Raw genomic sequence first — 21176 nt, 5'->3', positions numbered from 1 at the left:
TGTAGAAGTGGGAGTCTCACGAGTGGATGAAAATGCAGGGATTAATATTCTCCATGGGGACCTGCGGATATTAGTCAGGGAAGTTCAAGCCGGCTGAAAAACGTGGCCATCCCGGGAGCAGAGGATCTACGGGAATGGGAGTCCCACGCTTGGGCAAATCGCAAGTCATGTTAAAAGGCGGAGAAACTGGAGGCTTGAACGTTCTATGAACAAAGAACAGCTGCTCACCATTGCCGACGCCTTAAAAAGACCCTTATTTCAACATGCCGAGGTAATTGCCGGCAGCCGTGGTCTGACGCGTCCGATTCGCTGGGTTCACGTGTTAGAGAGTACGGAAAACGCTTCTTTTCTCAACGGGGGCGAACTCCTGCTTTCGACCGGGGTGGGTTTCGGTGAGAGCGCAGCCAAGCGCCTTTCTTATCTCAATGAAGTCATTCAGCGGCAGGCGGTAGGTCTCTGCCTGGAGCTTGGCCTCTACATCCGGGAAATCCCCCGGGATATGCGCGAACTCTCTGATCACCACGAATTCCCCTTAATCGTCTTTCATCAACCCGTACGCTTCGTGGATATTACCCTTGACCTGCATGAAAATTTGGTCAACTGTCAAACTCAAGTCTTAAAAAGTTTGGAGCGCTATGCCCGTGACTTGCAGAGACTCACTCTGCAAACCCAAAGCTTGCCCCGGATTTTAGGCCACTTTCAAGCCATGGTACAAGCCCAGACGTTTTTTTTAAACTTGCAGGGTCCGCCTCTTTTCTCCCCAAACATGCCTCAAAGTGTTCAGGCGGAACTCACCGGCTGGCTTCAGGCTTTTCTCCTGAGTCTCGATCCTTTGCCGGAAAGCAGTGGATTTCTCCCCATCGCCGCGCACAAATACTTTCTTTACCAACCTGTGATCGCCATGGGCCAAGTCCTCGCTTATTTGGGGCTGGTTCTCTACGAAAACCAGCCGGACGAGATGTTGCACCTCATTTTAGACTATACCGCCATCGCCATGGCCCAGATCCTGTTGCGCCGGATGTTTGCCCAAGAGCGCTCCTTGGACAACGAAAACCGCCTTCTGGAAGACATCCTGCAAAACCGCCCCGGAACAGAAGAGCAGTTCCGGGCCATTCTGGGCTTGCACGCCACGTCTTCCCATCGTCCGCGTTATTGGGCTGCCATCCTGGAAGCCCTCTCGGACGAAGACGAACTCCACTGGACCCATGAAACGGATTCCCCGTTTCATGATCAACTCGCGATCTTCCGTTTCCTCCTAACCCGGCACTCCTTTCGCTCCCTCTTGAGAAGTAGGGGCCATCGTCTCTACTTTCTGCTCGTGGAAACGAACTCGGTCCCTGCCAGGCGGCTGTCTCCGCACGAAAACGCTCGGCTTCCTCTGGAAAAAGCGCTGAACGACATGGTAGAAGCCGCTCGGCGGGCTCTCGGAGCGGACGTCCGTTTGCACCTCGGAGTGAGCAATGCCTCGCTAAACTACGCCCATGCCGATCAAGCTTTTAAAGAAGCTGAACAAGTTCTCGCTTTCACCGCAGAATTTCGCAGTCCCTTTTTCGAAGACCTGGGGGTCTACCGACTCCTTTTACAAGCGGGCCGCGAGGCCTTGGAATCTTTCATTGCAGACTATCTGGGTCCCATTCTCAGTTATGATGCCAAGTCGGGCAGCCAGCTCCTCCTGACCCTCCGCGTCTTACTTGACGAAAACCTCTCCAAACAAGAAGCTGCCGGAAAGCTGTTCATCCGTCGCCAGACGCTTTACCATCGTCTGGAGAAAATAGAACAACTCCTCGGCAGCCATTACCTTAAACCTGAGAACCGCCTCAGTTTGGAATTAGCCCTGCGAGCCCATGCCTGGCTGCATCGACAGGATAATGAAACGGAAAAAACCGGCCGCTAACTTACTTATCCGAGCGCTATAACCTTGTGGTACCCGAGGATACCCGTATTCTGCTCACAGCCACGACCGGGCAGTATCGGGAGGTGCTGGACTATTTTCTGCACGTGTTTCAAGAACATCAGGAACTCCTCGGGGTGTCTGACTGGCTTCATGCGGCAGAGCATTTAACACATCGGAGCGCAGACAATCCTCATCCGCTCTACCCCTTCGACGAAGTGTTTCCCCGTTACCCTTCCGGGATGCGGCGGGCCGCGATAGCGGAAGCCTATGGAGAAGCCTGTTCCTGGCTTACCCGTTACAACCGCTGGCAGGAGCATAAAAGCAAGGTCTCAGCGAAAAACGAGGTCAGAGTGCGCCAAGGGAAAAAGGAGGTTGTGTTTAAAGAACATCCTCCGCTTTTTCCGGGGGTCGGAAACAACTGGCTCACTTATTACGGAACGGAGATTAAAATCCTGGATGCGCACCATGTCCTGTTCAAAGTCTGGACCGGTAAAAGCTACGCGTACCGGAAAGCCGTGCTCTTGCAACCCCTGATTGTGCCGGCTGGGTATGAGGCGGGAACCCCCATGCTCATCCATAAACAGGGCGGCTGGCAGTTACACGTACCGGTAGTGCTGCCGAGAAAAGCGGTAAAGTTGGAGAGTGTCCAGGTCAGAGTGGGAAAGACCGACTTCAGAATGTGCTGCGTGGACTTAGGGATCAACCACCATCTCGTCATGACGATTCAGGATAGGAAAGGTCGAGTCTTAGCCACTAAGGTTATATCGGGTGGTGAGGACAATCATCTTAGGAAGGGCTATCTTGAGAAAGTTGTGAGACTTCAGAAACAGACCCGGGTGATTCCCGAAGGGGAACGCTTTGCGGCAGACCTTTGGGATAAAATTGGCAACTTCAACGATGATGTGGCACACCGGGTTTCGAGGGCCATTGTGGAGTTTGCCAAAAAGCACGGAGCTAAAACCATCGTCTTTGAGCACTTAACAAACCTCAAGCCCAGCAAGGGAACTAAGTCTCACCGGCTCAACCAGAAATTTATCTTCTGGGTCAAAGGGCGGATTGTCAAGTATACCCGGTATAAGGCGCTGCACGAAGGGATTGTGGTCAACCGGGTCAGTCCCAGGAATACATCTAAAGAATGCCCCTACTGTGGGGTACACTCACGCGTTACCAAGGCGTGGCTCACGCCAAGTGCCCGACCTGTGGCGTCAAAGACGTGAACGCGGACTACATCGGTTCACTCGGTATTGGCCGGAACTTCAGAAAAAAATGGCTTGCCTAAATACGCTTTAAGCCCTGGCCGGTGACGGCTGGGCGTTCGGTTAGCCTATAGGGTTAACCGGATGAGGCACGAACCCGCTGGTCTTTTGGACTGGGTAAAATGCGGGATCAGCAGTGGGGCCTACGGCCCGATCACTTCGGTTAACGTGTACCCCAGGCAGATACGAAGTCCCCGGAAGCAACCGGGAATCCTCTGACTTCAGTCCGGGGAGGTTCAAAACGTATCTACACCGACCTTCACCCGTTTCACCGGTTATTTTCCACAGCACTTCTTGTATTTCTTGCCGCTGCCGCAGGGGCACGGATCGTTGCGACCGATCTTGTGGCTCACGGCCGGACCATTGACCAGTTTTGGCAAAGACGTTTCCACGACCTTGTGCATCTCTTTCTCAGCCAAGAAATCTCGCAGCATTTCTTCATACATTTGTGCTTCCTTTGTCAAGCCCAATTTGAGGTAAACATCCCTCATCCTTTCGAGGACGAATTCCCTGTCCCGCCCATCCGAAGATTGCAGCCCTTTCTTTAGGATCTCAACGGCTTTATCCAGATCCTCTTTGGTTCCAACGGTTTCAAAGTACCAACAGTCGGCCCAACCTATCCAGCCCCAGCCCCAACTCGGATCCTGACTCAACCATCCCTCGAAGAGAGATTCAGCCTTGTCCCTATGACCTAAAATGAAATACGATTCGCCGACAGCTCTCCTCATGTTCTGAAGCACTAACGGATCACTGGTACTTTCAAACCGGCGCAAGAATTCCTCACAATACGCGGTTCTTGTGGCGAAAAAATTGGATTCCCGGCGTCCGGCATTGGCCAGAGCCTGCTCATAGTCCTGAGTCCAGTTGAAAACCATTTCATAACCGTGAAATCTTCGATCAAATTCTTTGATAGAAGTAATTCCTTCACTGTCCACGATCCTCAGGAAAAGCAGCCAGGCATCCCGCCACTGTACACAAGCCTTCAAATCGTGGTGCTGAAAGTATTCCTCATAGCCTTTCTCCAAAATCTTGTCGAAATCTTGATACAGGGTCATATCGGCATCCCCTTTCTCGTACCAACCTTAGTCAAGCAGGGCCGCAAACCGTGCCGCAATATCTCTTCCCTGCGCCTTTTCCGGAGGTTGATGAGGAACTGTTCATCACATCATAATATTTTTCCCATGAGTGCTTGCCGACCCCGAGATATCAAATGCTAATTCCATATCATCATCTGTTTGAACCAAAGCCTCTGTCTTGTCAGCCTTTTATACTCTGGACGGAGCCCTAGCAGGAGACCCAGCACAAAGACATGGTAGGGGGAGATTAGCCCTGCGAGCCCATGCCTGGCTGCATCGACAGGATAATGAAACGGAAAAAACCGGCCGCTAACTTACTTATCCGATCAGCTTCTGGTCTTGCCCGAGAGCTCTTGAACCTCCAGCCTGAGAACGATGGTTTGCTCTTCGGTCTTTTCCAGATAGCGGCGTCCCTCCTCCAGGTAGTTAGACGAATACTTGCGCAAAAAACCCTGCAGGGCTTCTCTTTTTTCCCTTCCCTCCACTTCTGTGATTTCCCCGGAGACGATGACACTGCGGTAACGCATACTAAACCTCTCCGGCAAAGGCTCAGCCCCGTCTACGACACAGAACGAAGCCTGCTTATTTTGCCGAGCATTTGTCACTTTTCTACCCTCGTGGGCACCGTGAAAGTAGAGATTCCTTCCTATGTAGACATAACTTAGAGGAACCCCATAAGGATTCCCTTGGGCATCCGCCGTGGACAAGATGCCATAAGTGCCATTTCGCAGCAACTCCTGAGCGTGATCGTCCTCCGTTTTCCGGTCCTGTCTGCGCATGGGTATCCCCATCTTTCATCATCCTTTCATCTTGATCGCAAGAGTTTCCCTTGACAAATGGGAGCAGCACTTCGTATATCGTTCCTCCCTAACCTGCCCCTTAAGCAAATACATCTTTTAAATCAACCGCCAAATCGGGGAAACTCTGTGAGAATACGACATCCGGTCCTTTGTAAATGCCTGACTGCTCATAGAGCTCCTCCTCATTTAGGACATTCACCTCAACTGTTTTAAACTTTGGATGGACGAGCCAGTACTCTTTAACCCCGAAGCGCATATACAAATTGAATTTCTTGATCCGATCATACGGACCGTTGGTTGGCGATACAATCTCCGCGATCAAAGACGGTATCCCTTGGTATTGATTATCTTTTGGCCCCTACTTATCACATATGACCATGATGTCCGGCTGAACATGGTGGGGAACACCTTCCTCTTCCTTGCGCAGGATGAGATCCAAAGGGGCAATAAACGGTTCACAAGATTTTCTCTTAAAATAACTTTTAAAGACAAAAGCTATATTGAGCAACGTACGCTGATGCTCTACACTGGGTGATACCAGGAGACAGACTTCTCCCTCGATATATTCCAATCTCTCGTCCGCCTGGTTCAAACTCAGGAATTCTTCGTAACTGACCTTAGTCCTTTCGGGAAGCACCTAAGACTCTCCTTTCCGGGAAACCCTGTTTCTGCACGATCCGCTCCTTTTCCATTATATCCCTCGGAAACTTCCGCGTCCAGCACGCCCCGGAAACCGGGCCGGCGCCGCATTGGACTGGCTCCGCTCATAAAGCGGCCCTGGGGAAAAACCTGATACTGACAGTTGCCCCGTTTATCTTTGGTACTGGCTTGCGGTTGAGTCGCGGGCTTTTTGTCTTCATTTGGGCGACTCTGTGACGGTGGTGGTGTTACTTGTGCGGTGAGAATGTCTTCGGTGGCGATAGTCTCCAGTGGAGACTATCGCCACTGGGACACTGCCAATGATGATTACGATCACGCCGAAGGCGTGACCGTCCGGTGGACAATAACGGCCAAAGGCTGAGTCTACCCCCACCGAAGCAGGGTACGTGGGACCCACTCCCACTTGTAGAAGTAGGAGTCTTGCGATTGGATTAAAAAAAAGAGGGTGATCTCGTGTTCAATGCCATCACCGACGTGTCCGGAATCGAAGTCGGACAGGCCGAGAACCGTGACGCTTTGACGGGCTGCACGGTCATCATCTGCCGCGAGGGGGCTGTGGTCGGAGTCGATGTCCGCGGTTCGGCCCCCGGCACGCGGGAGACGGATCTCTGCCGCCCGGCTACCCTCGTGGACAAAGCGCAGGCCATTCTCCTGGCGGGAGGCAGCGCCTTCGGGCTGAATGCGGCTGCCGGCGTCATGCGCTACCTCTGGGAACGGGGAATCGGCTATGATGTCGGCGTCACCAAAGTGCCCATCGTCCCGGGAGCGGTTATTTTTGATCTGCCTCTCGGTCAAGTCGCCTGGCCGGATGAAGCCATGGGCTATCAGGCTTGCCAGACTGCCGGAACGGGTGAAGTGGCTCAAGGATGTGTGGGGGCCGGAACCGGAGCTTCTGTGGGCAAGCTCTTCGGTCCGGGGCAAGCCACGAAATCCGGGCTGGGTACAGCCAGTATCCGGGTGGGCAAGGCCATAGTCGGGGCCTTGATCGTCGTCAATGCTTTTGGCGACGTCGTTCGCCCGCAAGACAACACCATCCTGGCGGGCACACGCCACCCCCTTACCGGCCGTTTCGTCAACACGGCTCGGGAAGTGCAGAAAGGAAGCGGGCAATCCATCTTGGGGGCGACGAACACGACCATCGGCGTGGTGGCAACAGACGCCGATCTGAGTGTGGAGCAAGCCAATCACCTGGCCAAGCTGGCTCATGACGGCCTGGCCCGGACCATCCGGCCGGTCCATACCCTCTTCGACGGGGACACCCTCTTCGCCCTGGCCACCGGTAAGGTCAAAGGTGAATGGCACGGAGAAATCCTCGCTTTGGCCGCCGCCACGGTGGACGCCGTCGAAAGAGCGGTCCTCAACGCCGTCGAATACGCCACGGCTGCAGGAGGACTTCCGGCAGGAAAGGCACCGTAACCCCTCTCAGCTCGGAAAGGCAACAAATCGGAAATTTCTCGCCTCTCTCCTGCACCAAAAGCTGCGTCACCTTTTAAAGATTCCCTCATGCGTCAACTGTACTCCAAACAATTTGTCAGCCTTATTGTGGGGGCAGATGGCTTAATCGTGCAACAGGAAGATCATAAAACCGGGCGTCCGGTTGACGGAGAAAGGCCCCGGAGAAGTTCTCTCCGGGACCTTTCCTTTGACAGAAGCGGCCTCAGGTATTTCTGCTCTTGCAGTATAGTTCGTCCGGACCGATGTCCTCGACCCACTCTTTCACCTGGGAGCGTAGCCGACCACTGTCCAAATGCCGCTCGCATCCTGGCGCACCAGCCGTTTCAGGTAAACGGTCTTAACCGGTCCCTGGGCCACCCGGACGACGGCTTCCGCGCCGGTGTTCACCGCCAACTTAAAGGAGGAGTAAGCGACGGGCGGATTACCTTTGATTCCTCCGGGCGACATCTTGAGCGCCACGAAGGTCTGTGCCACTTGCAGAGGATCGAGCTGCCAGGGGCTGCTGCCGGCATCCACCTGCTGTTGACTGTTTCTGACCACTTCCATATTGACCGGAACTTTAACCTGAGGCACTTGACCCGTCCCTTGTCCGGCCTGCGGCAGAGTGATTTTCGCTAACTGCCTGGCCAGTTCAAGTGCCCGGGGCCCCTCTGCTTTGATTTCCAAACCACCTTGGCGCCAGCGCAGACTATCCTTCAACACTTCCAGTTGACCGCCGTCCGCCTGACCCAAGGCGGCTCCAGGGGACAAAACAAAGGGGGCATCGGGCACGGTTTCCGAAACGACGGTGTCACCATAGGCGAAAACGACGCTTTTCGCCCGGGCATAGATTTGTTGCGGCCTTTTGGGGTCAACAGTCGAAACCGGGTGGGTGAGTAAACTGCGATAGCGGTCATAAATCAGGTTTTGGGCCGTCTGCCGCAAGTACGCGTAGGGGGGCAAGCTGTTTCTGCCTTTGTACATTTTCAGACAACGTACATACGCTTCTTGCGTAATGTCTTCCGCCTCAGCCCTATTCTGCACTCGTCCGTAAACAAACCGATAAAGCCGCGTCACGCTTTGATTGTACCATGTTTCGGTTTCATCTCCCCTAAACTCCGCTCCCATCTCCTTTGTTCCCCCCTCATATATTAAAACGAGACCGAAGAAAAAACGTCACGTGGCAAAGTGATTGAGAATTCCGGTTCAAAGGCACTCTCCGACAGAAGAAAACCGCGGCACCGACATTTCGGTACTGCGGTTTGTTGGGTTTCCTTGGGATGTGAAATACTGCCGGCTTCCTCAAGCCGCATCCTAGTGCACGAGATCGCTGTTTTCAAACTGATTTCCCACCAGTATGCCCATTCCAACATCAACGATACTGCGATTACCCGAATCCCCTACCTCTACCAGTTCAAAACCGGCGGCCGCTTGGCTCCAAGTCACTCGGTAAATCGTCCCCGCAATCTTGATAAAATCACCTTCGTACACTTCTTTGCCCTTGGTATCGGATAAACCAGTCCATTGGAGCAAGTCGAATTTCCCGACGGGTTCCCACGAACGGCCGGGTACACTGACGGCGAAAGGCGCTAAACTCTGGATATCAAACGTAATGGCCTGCGGCCTCAACATCGTTCTTTTGACTTTATCCCAGACTCTGAACTTAAACTCTTTCAAATTGCTACCTCCTCTTTCACTGGACCGAGCCTTGAACTGAGCTTGCGTTCCGACGAGACTCTAACACGCGCAATCGCTGAAGGCGACCGGGTTGTGCAGGTTGGGATGTTCGCAACATCCCCTGCTGACGGGGAAAAACACAAATACAAACCCCGGCTTCAACAAGCGCGGGGTCAAAAGGTACACAGGCATATAAAAGCTAAACCCAGCCTCTACATCTCCTTTCAACGCTTACGAAGTTAGCTGACGGGTTCGGGTCGAAAGATAACCCTACCACACGGAATCAAGTACCCGCGTGGACTCACCCCGGAAATTTTGGTTCCCCCGTTTCTCTGACAGAGAACTCAGCGCTTGAACTTTTCATCTTATGCAGTTGTTGCCGCCGGCAGCGATGTTCCCTCGCGGATGCGGCTTACATCCTATAATTATTCTACCATGCCGGGCAGGGACTGTCAAAGCTTCCGCCCGGCGGCCGGTGCTGACGCATTAACTAATTCTGGAAGTCCCTGAGTCCAAGATGCCAAATAGCGTAAACAACGATCTTTGACAAGGAGAAAGTACCCAGGAAGGCGTTTGAGAGAGAATCGCCCAGCAACCCGGCGTTTATGGGATGGGGTTAGTCAACCGCTTTAAGGCGAGGGAACCTCGCCTGAAGTTTCCAAATAATCGTTGCTTCTGTTAAACAGGTGCAAAATTTTGAGACGTGCCAAACATTTCCTAAACCCTGATCATAGCAGCACGCCGGCCGGGCACGCGCTTTGGCAAACAGGAGCCATAAGGCCCGCCAGGCTTATTTCTCCCGGCGGACCTATAACAAAGGGAAAACCTATTTGATTAAGCCTTTGCTCTTGAGGAAATCAGAAGAGACTGTCTCAATACTTTTCTTGTCCACATCAACCTGTTTGTTCAGTCCGGTAATGGTCGGCGTGTCCAGCAAAGAACTCAGCTTTTTCAAGTCACCCGGCAAAGTGGGATAAGCTTTCACAATCTGTTCTCTGACGACCGGACAGGGATTATAGACCGGAAAAGCATGTAAGTTATCTTGGAGAAGATCAAACTTGTCAGCGACGATACCCGCATCTGTGGTATTGGCGATCATTAAATCTCCTTTTTTCGCTTTCAATGTATCATAACCTAAACCCATAGCCACGTTGACCAGATCTTGTTTCGGCATCGTGAAATTATAAGCTTTCTCAAATGCCGGCAAACCGTCGGCCCGGCCGTCCCACTCAGGGAAGCCTACAAATTTCAGGTGCACTCCCTTCTTGACAAGGTTCACATAATCAGAGATAGTTTTAAGATTGTATTTCCGAGCAATATCAGGACGGACTACAATCCCATAAGTATCATTGAGGGGCGCATAATCCAGCCAGTCAATCCCGTTCTTAGCATCCCAGTTTTTAATCAGATCGTAGCTTTCCTGAGAATTATAAACAGGCGCGTGGTGCATCAGCGTTTCGACGCCGGTTCCGGTATACTCCCAATAGAGGTCGATTTGGCCCGATGTCAGAGCCGGACGGATGACCGCTATTTCTCCGAGATCGATTTTGTTCTCTACGGGATAACCAAGGTATTTCAGGTAATCATAAGTCATCTGGCCCAAAAGCTCGGCTTCCGTGAAGGTTTTGGATGAAACCTTAATAATCGGGCCTTTTTTAGGAGCATTTCCCGCCGCTGCGGAATTCCCCGCACTTGCCGCGTTTTGCCCCGTACCGCAGCCGGCAATGGCCCCCAGAGCCAGTACCAGGGTTAAAACGGTCACCAGTCCTAACAGGGGTAACCTTTTCATGAACATTCTCCTTTCGCACAATCCGTTCTGCGCTTCCTCTTTTTACTTCTGAGTCTTTCCTCCCATGAACCTGTGCCTGATTCCATCTAATCTGTCCTTTTATTTCTGTCCTTTTATTTCCTCCTTTCTCCAGACCCGGTCAGGTTAATCTATTCAACCCGCATACCGGGAGGAGTAATCATGTGCTCCAGGTAACTTAGCGCCCGGTCAAAGGCGATCGCCATCAGTGCGCCCAAGCCGGCGCCCACAATCAGGTATTCAGGAATCATAAGAGCCAAACCGCCAAAAATCATATCCCCCAAACCGCCGGCCCCAATCATGGAAGCTAAAGTTGCCGTGCTGACCACATACACTGTAGCGGTCCTGATTCCGCTCAGAATGATCGGCATCGCCAAGGGGAGCTCAACTTCCTGGAGTACTCTGGCCTGGGACATTCCCATGCCCGCCGCGGCTTCTTTCACGTCGGCGTTAACCCCCAGCAGCCCGGCAATGGTATTTCGGACAATCGGCAGCAGGCTTTGGAACAGTAAGGCAACGATAGCCGGTTTAAGACCCAGTCCCAGAATCGGCATCGTAAAAGCCAGCACCGCCAAACCGGGGATAGTTTGCAGTATATTGAGGATATTGAGAACCAACATCCCGAACCTGCGAAATTTGGGCCTGGTTAAGAGAATTCCAACCGGAACGGATATGGCAATGGCCAGAACCATCGTGATGACCACAATCAGCAGGTGGGTCAACAAAGCACCGGGAGCCTTTTGAAACAGAGCCACCCGAAAACGCGCCCAGCTCAAGGTCATTTACTCACCTTCTCTCCGGTAAACATGTCTTTGGATATCCTTAAACGACAGCGCGCCGCAGAGGGATTTCCCTTGCAGCACCCCCAGCCAATCGAGATCATATTCCAGCAAAATAGACAGCGCGTCCGGCAGGGGGGTATTGGCCTGCACAAAAGCTTTCCGCCGTGCGGCGGCGACGGCTTTTAATCTCTCCGGGCCGGAAACGGCCGTGCTTTCCTCTTCCGTAACATAGCCCAGAGGGCCGCCTCCGGCATCGATTATGAAGGCCACCCCGGTTCCGGCCTCGCGCAATTCGCCTGCCAGCCCGGCCAGTTCATTGTCCCGGACGACGCACACCCGCTTCCGGGCCGCTTCTTCCGCCCGGTAAAGGCTGAGCATGCGCACCACCCGGTCATGCCCGATAAAATTTTCCACGAAATCATCGGCGGGATCAGTCAGGATTTGCTCCGGAGTGCCGAATTGCACCAATCTCCCTTCGTTAAATATGGCAATCTTGTCCCCCATTTTAATCGCTTCGTTAATATCATGGGTTACAAACACAATGGTCTTTTTAATTTCCTCTTGCAGGCGCAAAAACTCATCCTGCAAGTGGCTGCGCACCAGGGGATCCACCGCCCCAAAAGGTTCATCCATCAGCATAATCGGCGGATCAACAGCCATCGCCCGCGCTACCCCTACCCTTTGCATTTGTCCGCCGCTTAATTGGGAAGGATATTTGTTTCTTGTCTGATCCGGATCGAGCCCTATGATGGTCAGAAGTTGATTTACCCGTTCTTTGATCTTGCCTTTGGGCCATTTATACAAGCGTGGGACAATCGCGATGTTTTCCCCTATAGTGCGGTGCGGCAAAAGCCCGATCTGCTGGATTACATAACCGATGCCCCGGCGCAGTTGATCCGGATCCTTATTCAGAATGTCTTCCCCATTGATTAGGATCGTTCCTGAGGAAAGATCAATCATGCGGTTAATTAGGCGCAAGGTAGTGCTTTTGCCGCAACCCGAAGGACCGACCAGAACACAAATCTCCCCTTCATCTATGCAGAGGGACAACTTTTCAATTGCCGGTACAGTTTGGCCTTTATAGCACTTGGTTACTTCTCTTAGCTCTATCACAGACATCCCCCCTTACGATGTGCAAGATTCGATATGCGAAGTACAAAGTTGGACATTTGAACGCTTTGATTTCCGGGTCATAGCGGACTTAGCAGTCTTACCGCTCATTCCGGAATTTTCTCCGTCTGCGGGCAGATACCTTCAGGCTAAGTCAGTATTAACGGCGCAGCCTTAATCCCCGGGGGATCAGCCCCTTTTCCAGCAAGCCAAGGATCGTGTCCAGCACAACGGCAATCACAGAGATTAAGACGGCGCCGGTCACCAGCATTTCCGTATTGTTACGGACCATGCCGTTGGTTATAAAGCGGCCCAAATTCTGTTCCCCGATAAAAGAGGCAATTGTCGCCATCCCTGTTGTCATAACAACCGTGATCCGAAAACCGGCAAAGATGACGGGCAGGCCCAGCGGGAAACGAATTTCCCGTATAATTCCCGCCTCACTCATGCCCATGCCTTTAGCGGCCTCGATCACGCTACGATCCACATTTTTTACCCCATCATAAACATTGCGCAGGAGAGGCATCATAGCATAGAGAACCAAGGCCAGGAGGGAAGACCTCCGCCCCAGTCCCAGACCGGGAATCGTCACAAAGATGGCAAACAGGGAAAGGCTGGGAATGCAAAAGATCAGATTGGCCAGGGCCATAACCCGTCCGGCCCACTTGTCGCTTTTGCTGAGAAGCAGGCCTAAGGGCACCCACAGGATCAGTGAGACTATGACGGTTTCCAGCACCAGAATAAAATGAGTTTCCGAATACCTACGAATTGTGCTGGCATTTCCGGTTACAAAATTGAACAGATCAGCCCAAGTCATCTCCTCACACTCCTTTTCGGGGATAAAATCATTGCAAAAGTCGTACCAACTCTCAGATAATATTGAAAACGCTGTGTACGCTGACCTTCTCGAGTTAAGCCCGGTAGAGATGCAAAATCATTTTGCGCCCATAACCATAAGACCGGGTTTACGCTTAGCTTGAGACGGGTGCAAAAAAAGCATTTCTCTGCCAGATATTATTGCATGTTAAAAACTTATTGACAAGCAAGCGCCCGTAATATCCTTTCCGGCGTCAGGGGCAAAGTCTCCAAGTTGGTCCCCAGAGCTTGGTTAACCGCATTGACTACGGCCGGAGCGGTCGGGCAAGTGGCGATTTCCCCGATGCTTTTAGCTCCGAACGGTCCCAGATCCCCGCCTTTTTCGATCAGGATCACCCGTACGGGAGGCATATCCGGCATGTTAACTAGGTGATAACGGCTGAAGCGATCGCCCTTCGCCCGGCCGCTGACCGGATCAACAGCGATGTCTTCCGTCAGGGCGTAGCCGATGCCCATTTGCACTCCTCCGTAAATCTGCCCCCGGACAAAACCGGGATTGATAGCCCTGCCGACGTCATGCACTGCCAGCACTTCCACCACCCGGACAAGACCTGTCCACGTATCCACTTCGACTTCCACAAAATCAGCTCCGTAGGAACCCGGGTTGTCCTGTGCTTGAAATGTCTCCGTAATAATGATCTCCGTCCGGTTTTTTTCCTGAATGAGACTGACCATTTCGCCATAGGAACAGTCTTTCTCAGGATGGGCCGCGGATCGTATTCTTTCCGACTGTAAAATCACTTCATCCGGAGCGCACTCCAACAGTTTGGCAGCTTCCCGGCACAGTTTTTCTTTCAGCTTCCCGGCTGTATGCAAAGCACAGGCTCCGGCTACATGCGTAACCCGGCTGGCCTGCGAACCCACATCATAGGGGCTCGTCTCCGTATCTCCCTCGGGCGCTTCGATTCTATCGGGAGAAATCGCCATAACTTCGGCAATGATCTGCTTCATGCTGGTAACCGTCCCGCAGCCCAAATCCTGAATCCCGGAATTCAAAATCATACTGCCGTCTTCCAGCATGCGCAAAGTCATGGTCGTAAAATCCTGAAATCCCCCAAAATACCCGTTGGAATGGGTGGCACAGGCCATGCCTGCGCCTCGCCGGAAGCGGCCCGTCCCGTGGGGAGCATCGCGCCTTTGGGCCCAGCCAAACGCTTTAGCGCCTTCCGCGACACATGCGATGATTTGGGCCTGACCCAACGGCGGCCCGCCGCCGGCATCCAAATCCCCCGGGCGCACGAGATTGCGCAGGCGCAGTTTAACCGGATCTATTCCCAGCCTCCTTGCCGCATGATCGATGTTGATCTCTGTGATCGCATGGATCTGCGGTGAACCATAACCTCTGGCCGCGCCGGCGACGGGAGTGTTGGTATGGACCGATTCTGTCCGGTAGCGTTGATTGGGAATCCGGTATAAACGAAAGGCTTTCTTGCCCATGGCCATCCCGATAATCGCTCCGTTCGAGGTATAGGCACCGGTGTCGATCACGGTTTTTAGATCGCGGGCCAACAGATTGCCTGCCTTATCCCAGGCTGTTCGCACGTACCCGATGGTCTTTGTGCGGGTGCGTGTGGAAATAATGCTCTCATGCCGAGTCAGCTGAATCTTCACCGGCCTGCCGGTTGCCAGGGCAAAAAAAGCGGCCAGCGGTTCCAATGTCACTTCTTGCTTCCCGCCAAACGAGCCGCCCATCGGCGTCTTGAGCACCCGGACCTTATTGAACGGCAGCCCCAAAACCGTTGCAACAACCAGACGGACGGAATAGAGGATCTGGCAGGGTGTGAGCACCGTGATTTTACCGTTATGATCGGGATAAGCCACACAGACATGAGGTTCCAATGCGGCATGGTGTATCTTCGGAGTCTCCACCCGGTCTTCGATAACGACAGCATCAGGCGCCTCAAAGCATTCATCCACATGGCCGACAGAAATTTCCTTGCTGAAGAAGGGGGATGCCCACGGAGCGAGAGCCGGCACCGGCACATCCGTCCGCAAAGCTTGCTCCGCTTCAAAAACCGCGGGAAGTTCCTCGTAGTCGACTTTTATCAGGCCTAAAGCCTTGGCGGCCGTCTGTTCATTCGCGGCCACAACAGCGGCGACCCGGTCCCCGATATAACGCACGGTATCCGGGAACAGCCGTTCATCCTTCAGCGCTTCTTGTCCGGCATACCACACCTGGCTGTTGTACAGGACATCAGGCGTATTCTCATGCGTAAACACACCGTAAACGCCGGGAAGCGCCAGTGCCCCTGCGGCATCAATTCTCCTGATACGCGCATGGGGAAGAGGACTAAAAAGGATCCTGGCGCAAAGCATGCCCTGCAGGCTCATATCCCCTGTGTAGCGGATACGTCCTGTGGCTTTGGCCTCCGCATCATGAAGCGGATAACTGCGTCCTACCTGTTTGAGCTTCTCAGGCCCCGCTGTCTCGTGCCTGTTCTCTGAATCTTCTAAGTTGCCTCTAACAGCCAATTTCCTGTTCCTCCTTCCCCCCTCCCTGATCCGGGCCGTTTGACGAAGATGCTTTCTCGACAGACACTTGCTGCTGTAAATCGCCAAACACGTCTGCGGCCAACCCCCGGATCGCCTGCCGTTTATAAGTCTGGGAATACCTTCCGGGAATGGCCCCATCCACCACTTCCTGCAAACGCTTCGTCACATCCACAATCAAAGAATCGTCCAGCCGGCGTCCGCGCATTTCCTCTTCAACGTTCCTCAACCGGAAAGGATGCCGGCCCAGCGCCCCTAAGGCCAGCCTCGACTTCACCACAATGCCCTCTCCCGGCTCCATCTCCAGAAAAGCTGCCATATTCAGCTTAGCGATCGTCACGCTCTGCCGCGATCCTATTTTTCCAAAGGCACTTACCCGTATTGGATGCCTACCGCCGGCGCTGAAATCCGACTTGTCGGCAGGGACATGCCTCCCGTCCCCGGTATGTCCTCTGCTCCCCGCCGCAAAATCGATCCCGGCAATTAATTCTCCGCGCCTTAATCCCTCTCCCGGTTCGATCTGAAAACGCTCGAAAGAAATTCTCCGCTCCCCCGCAGGCCCCAGAACCGTAAGCTTGGCATCCAGCGCCAACAAGACCGGCAAACTGTCGCCCGCCGGAGAAGCCGAAGCGATGTTGCCTCCCAGCGTTGCCCGGTTTCGGATCTGAACCGACCCTACCTGTCCGGCGGCTTGCGCCAGGCAGCGGCCCTGTTCTTCAATCAGGGCACTGCCGGCAATTTGGGTAAAGGTCGCGGTGCTGCCCAGCCGGATCCGCTCACCGTCAAAACGGATACAAGCGAGTTCCGGGATTTGTGACAGGTCAACCACCCAGTCGGGCTGTCTGCGGCCATCCTGCATCTGCGGGACCAAATCCGTCCCTCCGCCCAGATAGGCGATTTCCCCCTCCATTCCGGCCAGAAGCTCCAAGGTTTCTGCAACACTGTCCGGGCATGCCATCCGGAATTTGTGCATCATGCTTTCCGCACCTCCCCGGATTCGGCGGTACCGGCGGCATCTTGAACAGCCCTGAGTATATTGACATAACCGGTACAGCGGCACAAGTTACCGGCCAGGGCCATCCGTATCTCCTCTTCAGTTGGCTTCGGCTTTCGCAGGAGCAGCGCCTTGGCGGACATTAGCATGCCCGGCGTGCAGTATCCGCATTGAATCGCACCCTTCTGGATAAATGCCTGTTGCAGAGCGTCCAATTTGCCGGAAGGAGCGAGGCCTTCCACGGTTGTCACTGACCTGCCCCGGGCCTGATGTGCGAGAACCAGGCAGGAGTTAACCGCAAGATTATCCACCAGCACGGTACAGGCCCCGCACTCTCCTTCGCCGCACCCTTCTTTTGCTCCCGTCAAACCAAGTTGCTCCCGTAGAACGTCAAGCAGCCGGGCTTGCGGTTCAACCTCCAGGACCTGCTTCTGCCCGTTCACTGTAAACCGCAATTCCATCCCTTTCATCCTTCTTTCCGATCAAACGTTCAGGATCTCCGCAGTCAGCATTCCGCATGCGGGCAGACGCTGCGCTCAGGCCACAAACTGTTCGCACAATTCGACGGCGCTCCCGGCATCCGGAGCATATCCGTCGGCACCGATTTCCTTGGCAAAAGCCGCGGTAACCGGAGCACCCCCGATCATCACTTTAATCCCGTCCGTTAAATTTACCTCTTGCAAAGCCTTGATCGTCTCCCTCATGGCCAGCATGGTGGTCGTGAGCAAGGCTGACATCCCGATGATTTGAGGTCGATGCTTTTCAGCCGCGGCCACAAACTGTTCCGGAGTAATGTTGACTCCCAGATCAATGACGGTGAAACCTTGGCTCTCCAACATCATGCTGACAAGGTTCTTGCCAATATCGTGCAGATCTCCTCTCACGGTCCCCATTAAGACAGTGCCGCGTGTAGGAATGTCCGAGTCGGCGATCAGCGGTCTAACCAAGGCAATGCCGGCGCTCATGGCTTTGGCCGAACGCATCACTTCCGGGACAAACATTTCTCCTTTTTTGAACAAACCTCCAACCACATTCATTCCCGGAATTAAACCTTCACTGATAATTCGGAGGGGTTCCGCTCCGCTCTCCAGCATCTCTTGGGTTCCCCGGGTTACTTCTTCCACATTTCCCTTCAGGACATGCTCGTTCATTCCTTTAAAGTCCATTGCCTATTACTCCTCTCACATTTCAGGCATCAATAAACCCGAAACAGCAATTTCCTGCCTGTAAAGTATCTGCTGCCGAAAACCTTTCCTCAAACATCCAAAACCGGCTCGGAGCCAAATCTTTGATGATAGAAATCCAGCATTTCCCGTTCAACTTCCTCCGGCAGAACCGGCCGGGAGTAGCCCTCCAGCCTTTTCTGCCAGGCCTGGGTGGCTTTGGCCAAAGTGTAGGCTTGATAATCGCGCCCTTCCTGATAAACCTCCCTGTCGCTCAGCTGCGGGCGCCAGATCTCGTTCCGAAAATGCTTCAGGGTGTGCTCATGATCCAGGAAATTGCCGCCGGCGCCCCGATCGGCAATCGCTTCCAGCGCCAAGGTCTCCCGGTTGACCTCGATCCCCCGCTGAAAGCGTTTGGCCATACCCCCTGTATCTTCGTCAATAATCAGCTTTTCATAAGACAAGGTCAGAAAAGAATCCAAGATTCCTCCGGCATGCATGACAATGCTCACGCCGCCCGCGACCGTGGACAGCAGGGAAAGCATGGACTCCAGCCCGGCTTGCATATCCGGCTCCTTGGCATCTGTGAGGGAGCCGCCGGCCCGCGAAGGAAGACGGTAGCGCCGGGCCATTTGTGCCGTGCCTAAAACCAGCAGGGACAGCTCCGGGGCCCCCAGGGCAATCGCCATTGTTTTCATATCGGCAATCGTCGAGGTATTGCCATAAACCACAGGTGTTCCCGGACGGACTAGCTGGGCCAAGGTCAAGCCCGCCAAAATCTCCGCATTGTTTACGACTAAGGTTCCGGCCAGCGTAGCCGGGCTGGTGGCTATCGCCATGCTGCAGGGCGCGACGATTAGGCCCTGCCCTTCCCGCGCGTAAATGAGCAGGCTTGCCAGCATCTCTGGCGAAAACATGAGCGGCGAATCTGGATTAATCGTCCCTAAAATGCGGCATCCAGGCCGGCCGCCAAAAGCCATTCTGCTGAAATCCAGCGCCAGCCGGGAAACCTTCGCACCTAAGTTCAAGCCCATCTGAGGCTTGTCTGAATACCAATGCCCAGCCAGCAGGAGCCAGGCGAATTTTTCCTCATCGGAACCGAAATCACCTTCGGGAATGACGATCCCGCCGCCGTTGGTTCCATAATGCGTACTTTGGTGCACGAGACGCACAAGATCGATATAATCTGCCGGTACCGCGCTTCGCCGTGCCGTCCCGGTGGCTTGCACATAGACGCATCCGGCTGGTGGAGCAAAGACGGTTTCCCCACCCCCTATCCACACTGACCGGGCAGGATTCCTGGCTTCTAGGAGAAAGCGCTCCGGAGCCGCTGTTAAGGCCTGCTCGATCAGCAGACGCGGAATATAGACCCGGCTGCCTGCCACTCTGGCGCCATGGGCTTGGAAAGCGGCGCGCGCCTCTTCCAGCTGAAACTCCACGCCCACGTCTTCCAGAACTTCCAGAGACGCGGCGTGTATTTCTTCAATCTCCTCCGGCTTGAGCACTTCCAGCCAAGAATTCATACTCTCACTCCTTTACTGCAAAAAAGCATCATTTTCCGCCAGGGCAATCGCCAAGCGCATTTGCTTATTCATATAGCGATCGTCGCCTGTAGCCGGCACGTCCTGACGCAGACGGTCATATACCTTTTGGGTTGCCGGGGCCAAATGCAAGCCCGCAAGCTGCTCTTCAATACATGAGATTCCCTGAGCGGCGCAGAGAATTTCAATACCGAGAATCTTAAACAAATTCTTAATGACCATTTGCGCTTTTCGGGCCGCCCATGTCGACATGCTGACATGGTCTTCCTGGTTGCTTTTTGTTGGGATGGAATCCGCGCTGGCCGGGAAACACAGTGTTTTGTTCTCACTTACCAACGCAGCGGCACTACACTGGGCCAAAGTGAAACCTGTATTCAGCCCCACCGTCGTCCCGACCAAGTTGCGCGGAAGCCCGTAACTCATGGTCGGGTCCAGCAGCCGGGCACTCCGGCGCTCGGAAATATCTCCGAGCTCATGCACGGCGACCGTCAGGAAATCCATCGCAAAAGCGAGGTATTCTCCGTGAAAATTTCCGCCGCTGAGCCCGGTGTACTCCCCATCCTCCTCCATAAACATGAGGGGGTTGTCCGTTGCGGCATTCGCCTCCCGCACCAAAATTTGCTCGACGAAAGCGAGTACATCGAGGACAGCGCCGTGCACCTGGGGCACGCAGCGCAAAGCATACGCGTCCTGCACCCGCGGCTGCCACGCCCCGTCCCGGACTTCGTCCTTCAGTTTTATCTTCCTGGCCGTGTCCGTTGTCCACTGGCTTCCCGCAAGCAGACGACGGATATTGGCGGCGGTTTCCATCTGCCCCGGATGATTACGCGCTTCCTGAATCCTTGGATCAAAAGCACCCATCTCCCCGCGCATAGCCTCCATGCTCAAGGCACAGGCGATATCCGCCAAGGCGGTGATCCGACGGGCATCGTAGGCCGCTAAAACAGCCATGCCCAGGGTAAACGTACAACCATTGATCATTCCCAGAACATCCTTGGCCTTCATGGTGAAAGTAGCCTCCATTCCGGCGCGCTGCAGTCCTTCTTGAGCTGAAAGCCGTTCACCCCTGTAGAAAACTTCAGCCTCCGGATGTCCCACCAGCGCCGAAACCAGGTGCGCCATCGGCGCCAAGTCCCCGCTCGCCCCCACAGAACCCAAAAGGGGAATCACCGGGTGTACGCCGCGATTCAGCATTTCAACGAGTCTCTCCACGACTTGGATGCGCACGCCGGAAACCCCTTTAGCCAGGGCATTGGCCCGTATAAGCATCGTCGCCCTCACCACTTCTTCCGGCGCGGCCTCCCCGATGCCGGAACAGTGGGATTCGATCATCAGTTTCTGAAAAGCATCATTCACTTCCGGAGGAATGTGGGTGTCTTTCAGCTTGCCGACCCCGGAGTTAAACCCGTAGATTGTCGGAGCGTCCGGCCTTAACCAGTTTTCCTCGATGTACTGACGCACTTCCCGCAGTCTGGCTGCGGCTTCCGACGACAGGCGCACTTCCGGGAAACGGCCGGGTTCCGTTTCGATACCCCGGGCTGCGCGGACAATATCCTTTAAAGTCAGGTCCTTCCCATTTAGAATAAGTCGCTCCCGCTGGCTTCCGTCTGTCATCT

17 protein-coding genes, 1 pseudogene and 1 riboswitch are annotated in these 21176 nt (G+C 54.1%); of the genes and pseudogenes, 3 read left to right on the top strand and 15 right to left on the bottom strand.

Annotation, left to right across the window (positions count from 1 at the left end; all coding sequences use genetic code 11):
* The first annotated feature begins 205 nt into the window (after nucleotides 1–205).
* Complete coding sequence (locus tag MNU25_RS05945; protein WP_240984228.1) at nucleotides 206–1894, top strand: PucR family transcriptional regulator; 1689 nt, start codon at nucleotides 206–208, stop codon at nucleotides 1892–1894.
* Nucleotides 1895–1920: 26 nt separating this feature from the next.
* Nucleotides 1921–3111: an IS200/IS605 family accessory protein TnpB-related protein gene (locus tag MNU25_RS05940; RefSeq protein ID WP_240984227.1), complete on the top strand. Its 1191-nt coding sequence runs from the start codon at nucleotides 1921–1923 to the stop codon at nucleotides 3109–3111.
* A gap of 314 nt (nucleotides 3112–3425) precedes the next feature.
* On the opposite strand, the gene MNU25_RS05935 is transcribed toward MNU25_RS05940, so the two are convergent.
* From MNU25_RS05935 to MNU25_RS05925, 3 genes and pseudogenes are all read right to left on the bottom strand, one after another.
* Nucleotides 3426–4205 (bottom strand): SEC-C metal-binding domain-containing protein, encoded by a 780-nt coding sequence (locus tag MNU25_RS05935; protein WP_240984226.1) that lies wholly within the window; start codon nucleotides 4203–4205, stop codon nucleotides 3426–3428.
* A 347-nt stretch (nucleotides 4206–4552) separates the two neighbouring features.
* A complete protein-coding gene (locus MNU25_RS05930; protein WP_240984225.1) occupies nucleotides 4553–5005 on the bottom strand; it encodes a pyridoxamine 5'-phosphate oxidase family protein in 453 nt (150 codons plus the stop codon).
* A 100-nt stretch (nucleotides 5006–5105) separates the two neighbouring features.
* Nucleotides 5106–5663: pseudogene (locus tag MNU25_RS05925) on the bottom strand (Uma2 family endonuclease).
* A gap of 476 nt (nucleotides 5664–6139) precedes the next feature.
* On the opposite strand from MNU25_RS05925, the gene MNU25_RS05920 reads away from it, so the two are divergent.
* A complete protein-coding gene (locus MNU25_RS05920) occupies nucleotides 6140–7102 on the top strand; it encodes a P1 family peptidase (RefSeq protein WP_240984224.1) in 963 nt (320 codons plus the stop codon).
* A gap of 300 nt (nucleotides 7103–7402) precedes the next feature.
* Here MNU25_RS05920 and MNU25_RS05915 read toward each other — a convergent pair whose 3' ends face one another.
* From MNU25_RS05915 to MNU25_RS05860, 12 genes are all read right to left on the bottom strand, one after another.
* On the bottom strand, nucleotides 7403–8248 hold the full coding sequence (locus MNU25_RS05915; RefSeq protein WP_240984223.1) for an RNA polymerase sigma factor: 846 nt from the start codon (nucleotides 8246–8248) through the stop codon (nucleotides 7403–7405).
* Between the two features lie 186 nt (nucleotides 8249–8434).
* A complete protein-coding gene (locus MNU25_RS05910) occupies nucleotides 8435–8797 on the bottom strand; it encodes a YopX family protein (protein WP_240984222.1) in 363 nt (120 codons plus the stop codon).
* Between the two features lie 213 nt (nucleotides 8798–9010).
* Nucleotides 9011–9157, bottom strand: a riboswitch (cyclic di-AMP (ydaO/yuaA leader).
* A 466-nt stretch (nucleotides 9158–9623) separates the two neighbouring features.
* A complete protein-coding gene (locus MNU25_RS05905) occupies nucleotides 9624–10586 on the bottom strand; it encodes a glycine betaine ABC transporter substrate-binding protein (RefSeq protein ID WP_240984221.1) in 963 nt (320 codons plus the stop codon).
* A gap of 149 nt (nucleotides 10587–10735) precedes the next feature.
* Nucleotides 10736–11386 carry an ABC transporter permease gene (locus MNU25_RS05900; protein ID WP_240984220.1) on the bottom strand — a complete coding sequence of 217 codons (651 nt, stop codon included), beginning with the start codon at nucleotides 11384–11386 and terminating at the stop codon, nucleotides 10736–10738.
* Entirely contained in the window at nucleotides 11387–12505 is a 1119-nt protein-coding gene (locus tag MNU25_RS05895; RefSeq protein ID WP_240984219.1) for an ABC transporter ATP-binding protein, read from the bottom strand. It abuts the gene before it with no gap.
* A gap of 151 nt (nucleotides 12506–12656) precedes the next feature.
* Complete coding sequence (locus MNU25_RS05890; protein ID WP_240984218.1) at nucleotides 12657–13313, bottom strand: ABC transporter permease; 657 nt, start codon at nucleotides 13311–13313, stop codon at nucleotides 12657–12659.
* Nucleotides 13314–13528: 215 nt separating this feature from the next.
* Complete coding sequence (locus MNU25_RS05885) at nucleotides 13529–15844, bottom strand: xanthine dehydrogenase family protein molybdopterin-binding subunit (RefSeq protein WP_240984217.1); 2316 nt, start codon at nucleotides 15842–15844, stop codon at nucleotides 13529–13531.
* Entirely contained in the window at nucleotides 15834–16838 is a 1005-nt protein-coding gene (locus tag MNU25_RS05880) for an FAD binding domain-containing protein (RefSeq protein ID WP_240984216.1), read from the bottom strand. Before MNU25_RS05880 ends, MNU25_RS05885 begins: the two co-directional genes overlap by 11 nt.
* On the bottom strand, nucleotides 16835–17317 hold the full coding sequence (locus tag MNU25_RS05875) for a (2Fe-2S)-binding protein (protein ID WP_240984215.1): 483 nt from the start codon (nucleotides 17315–17317) through the stop codon (nucleotides 16835–16837). Before MNU25_RS05875 ends, MNU25_RS05880 begins: the two co-directional genes overlap by 4 nt.
* A gap of 75 nt (nucleotides 17318–17392) precedes the next feature.
* Nucleotides 17393–18022, bottom strand: a complete 630-nt coding sequence (locus MNU25_RS05870; protein WP_372503579.1) for a corrinoid protein — start codon at nucleotides 18020–18022, stop codon at nucleotides 17393–17395.
* An 89-nt stretch (nucleotides 18023–18111) separates the two neighbouring features.
* Nucleotides 18112–19542 carry a trimethylamine methyltransferase family protein gene (locus MNU25_RS05865; protein ID WP_240984214.1) on the bottom strand — a complete coding sequence of 477 codons (1431 nt, stop codon included), beginning with the start codon at nucleotides 19540–19542 and terminating at the stop codon, nucleotides 18112–18114.
* 12 nt (nucleotides 19543–19554) lie between these two features.
* Nucleotides 19555–21174 carry an HAL/PAL/TAL family ammonia-lyase gene (locus MNU25_RS05860; protein ID WP_240984213.1) on the bottom strand — a complete coding sequence of 540 codons (1620 nt, stop codon included), beginning with the start codon at nucleotides 21172–21174 and terminating at the stop codon, nucleotides 19555–19557.
* Nucleotides 21175–21176 lie beyond the last annotated feature (2 nt).

This window comes from Acididesulfobacillus acetoxydans (assembly GCF_902729405.1).
GTDB classification, from domain to species: domain Bacteria; phylum Bacillota; class Desulfitobacteriia; order Desulfitobacteriales; family Desulfitobacteriaceae; genus Acididesulfobacillus; species Acididesulfobacillus acetoxydans.
The sequence above is the reverse complement of the archived record's forward strand: the minus strand, read 5'-3'. Positions and strand labels throughout refer to the sequence as shown.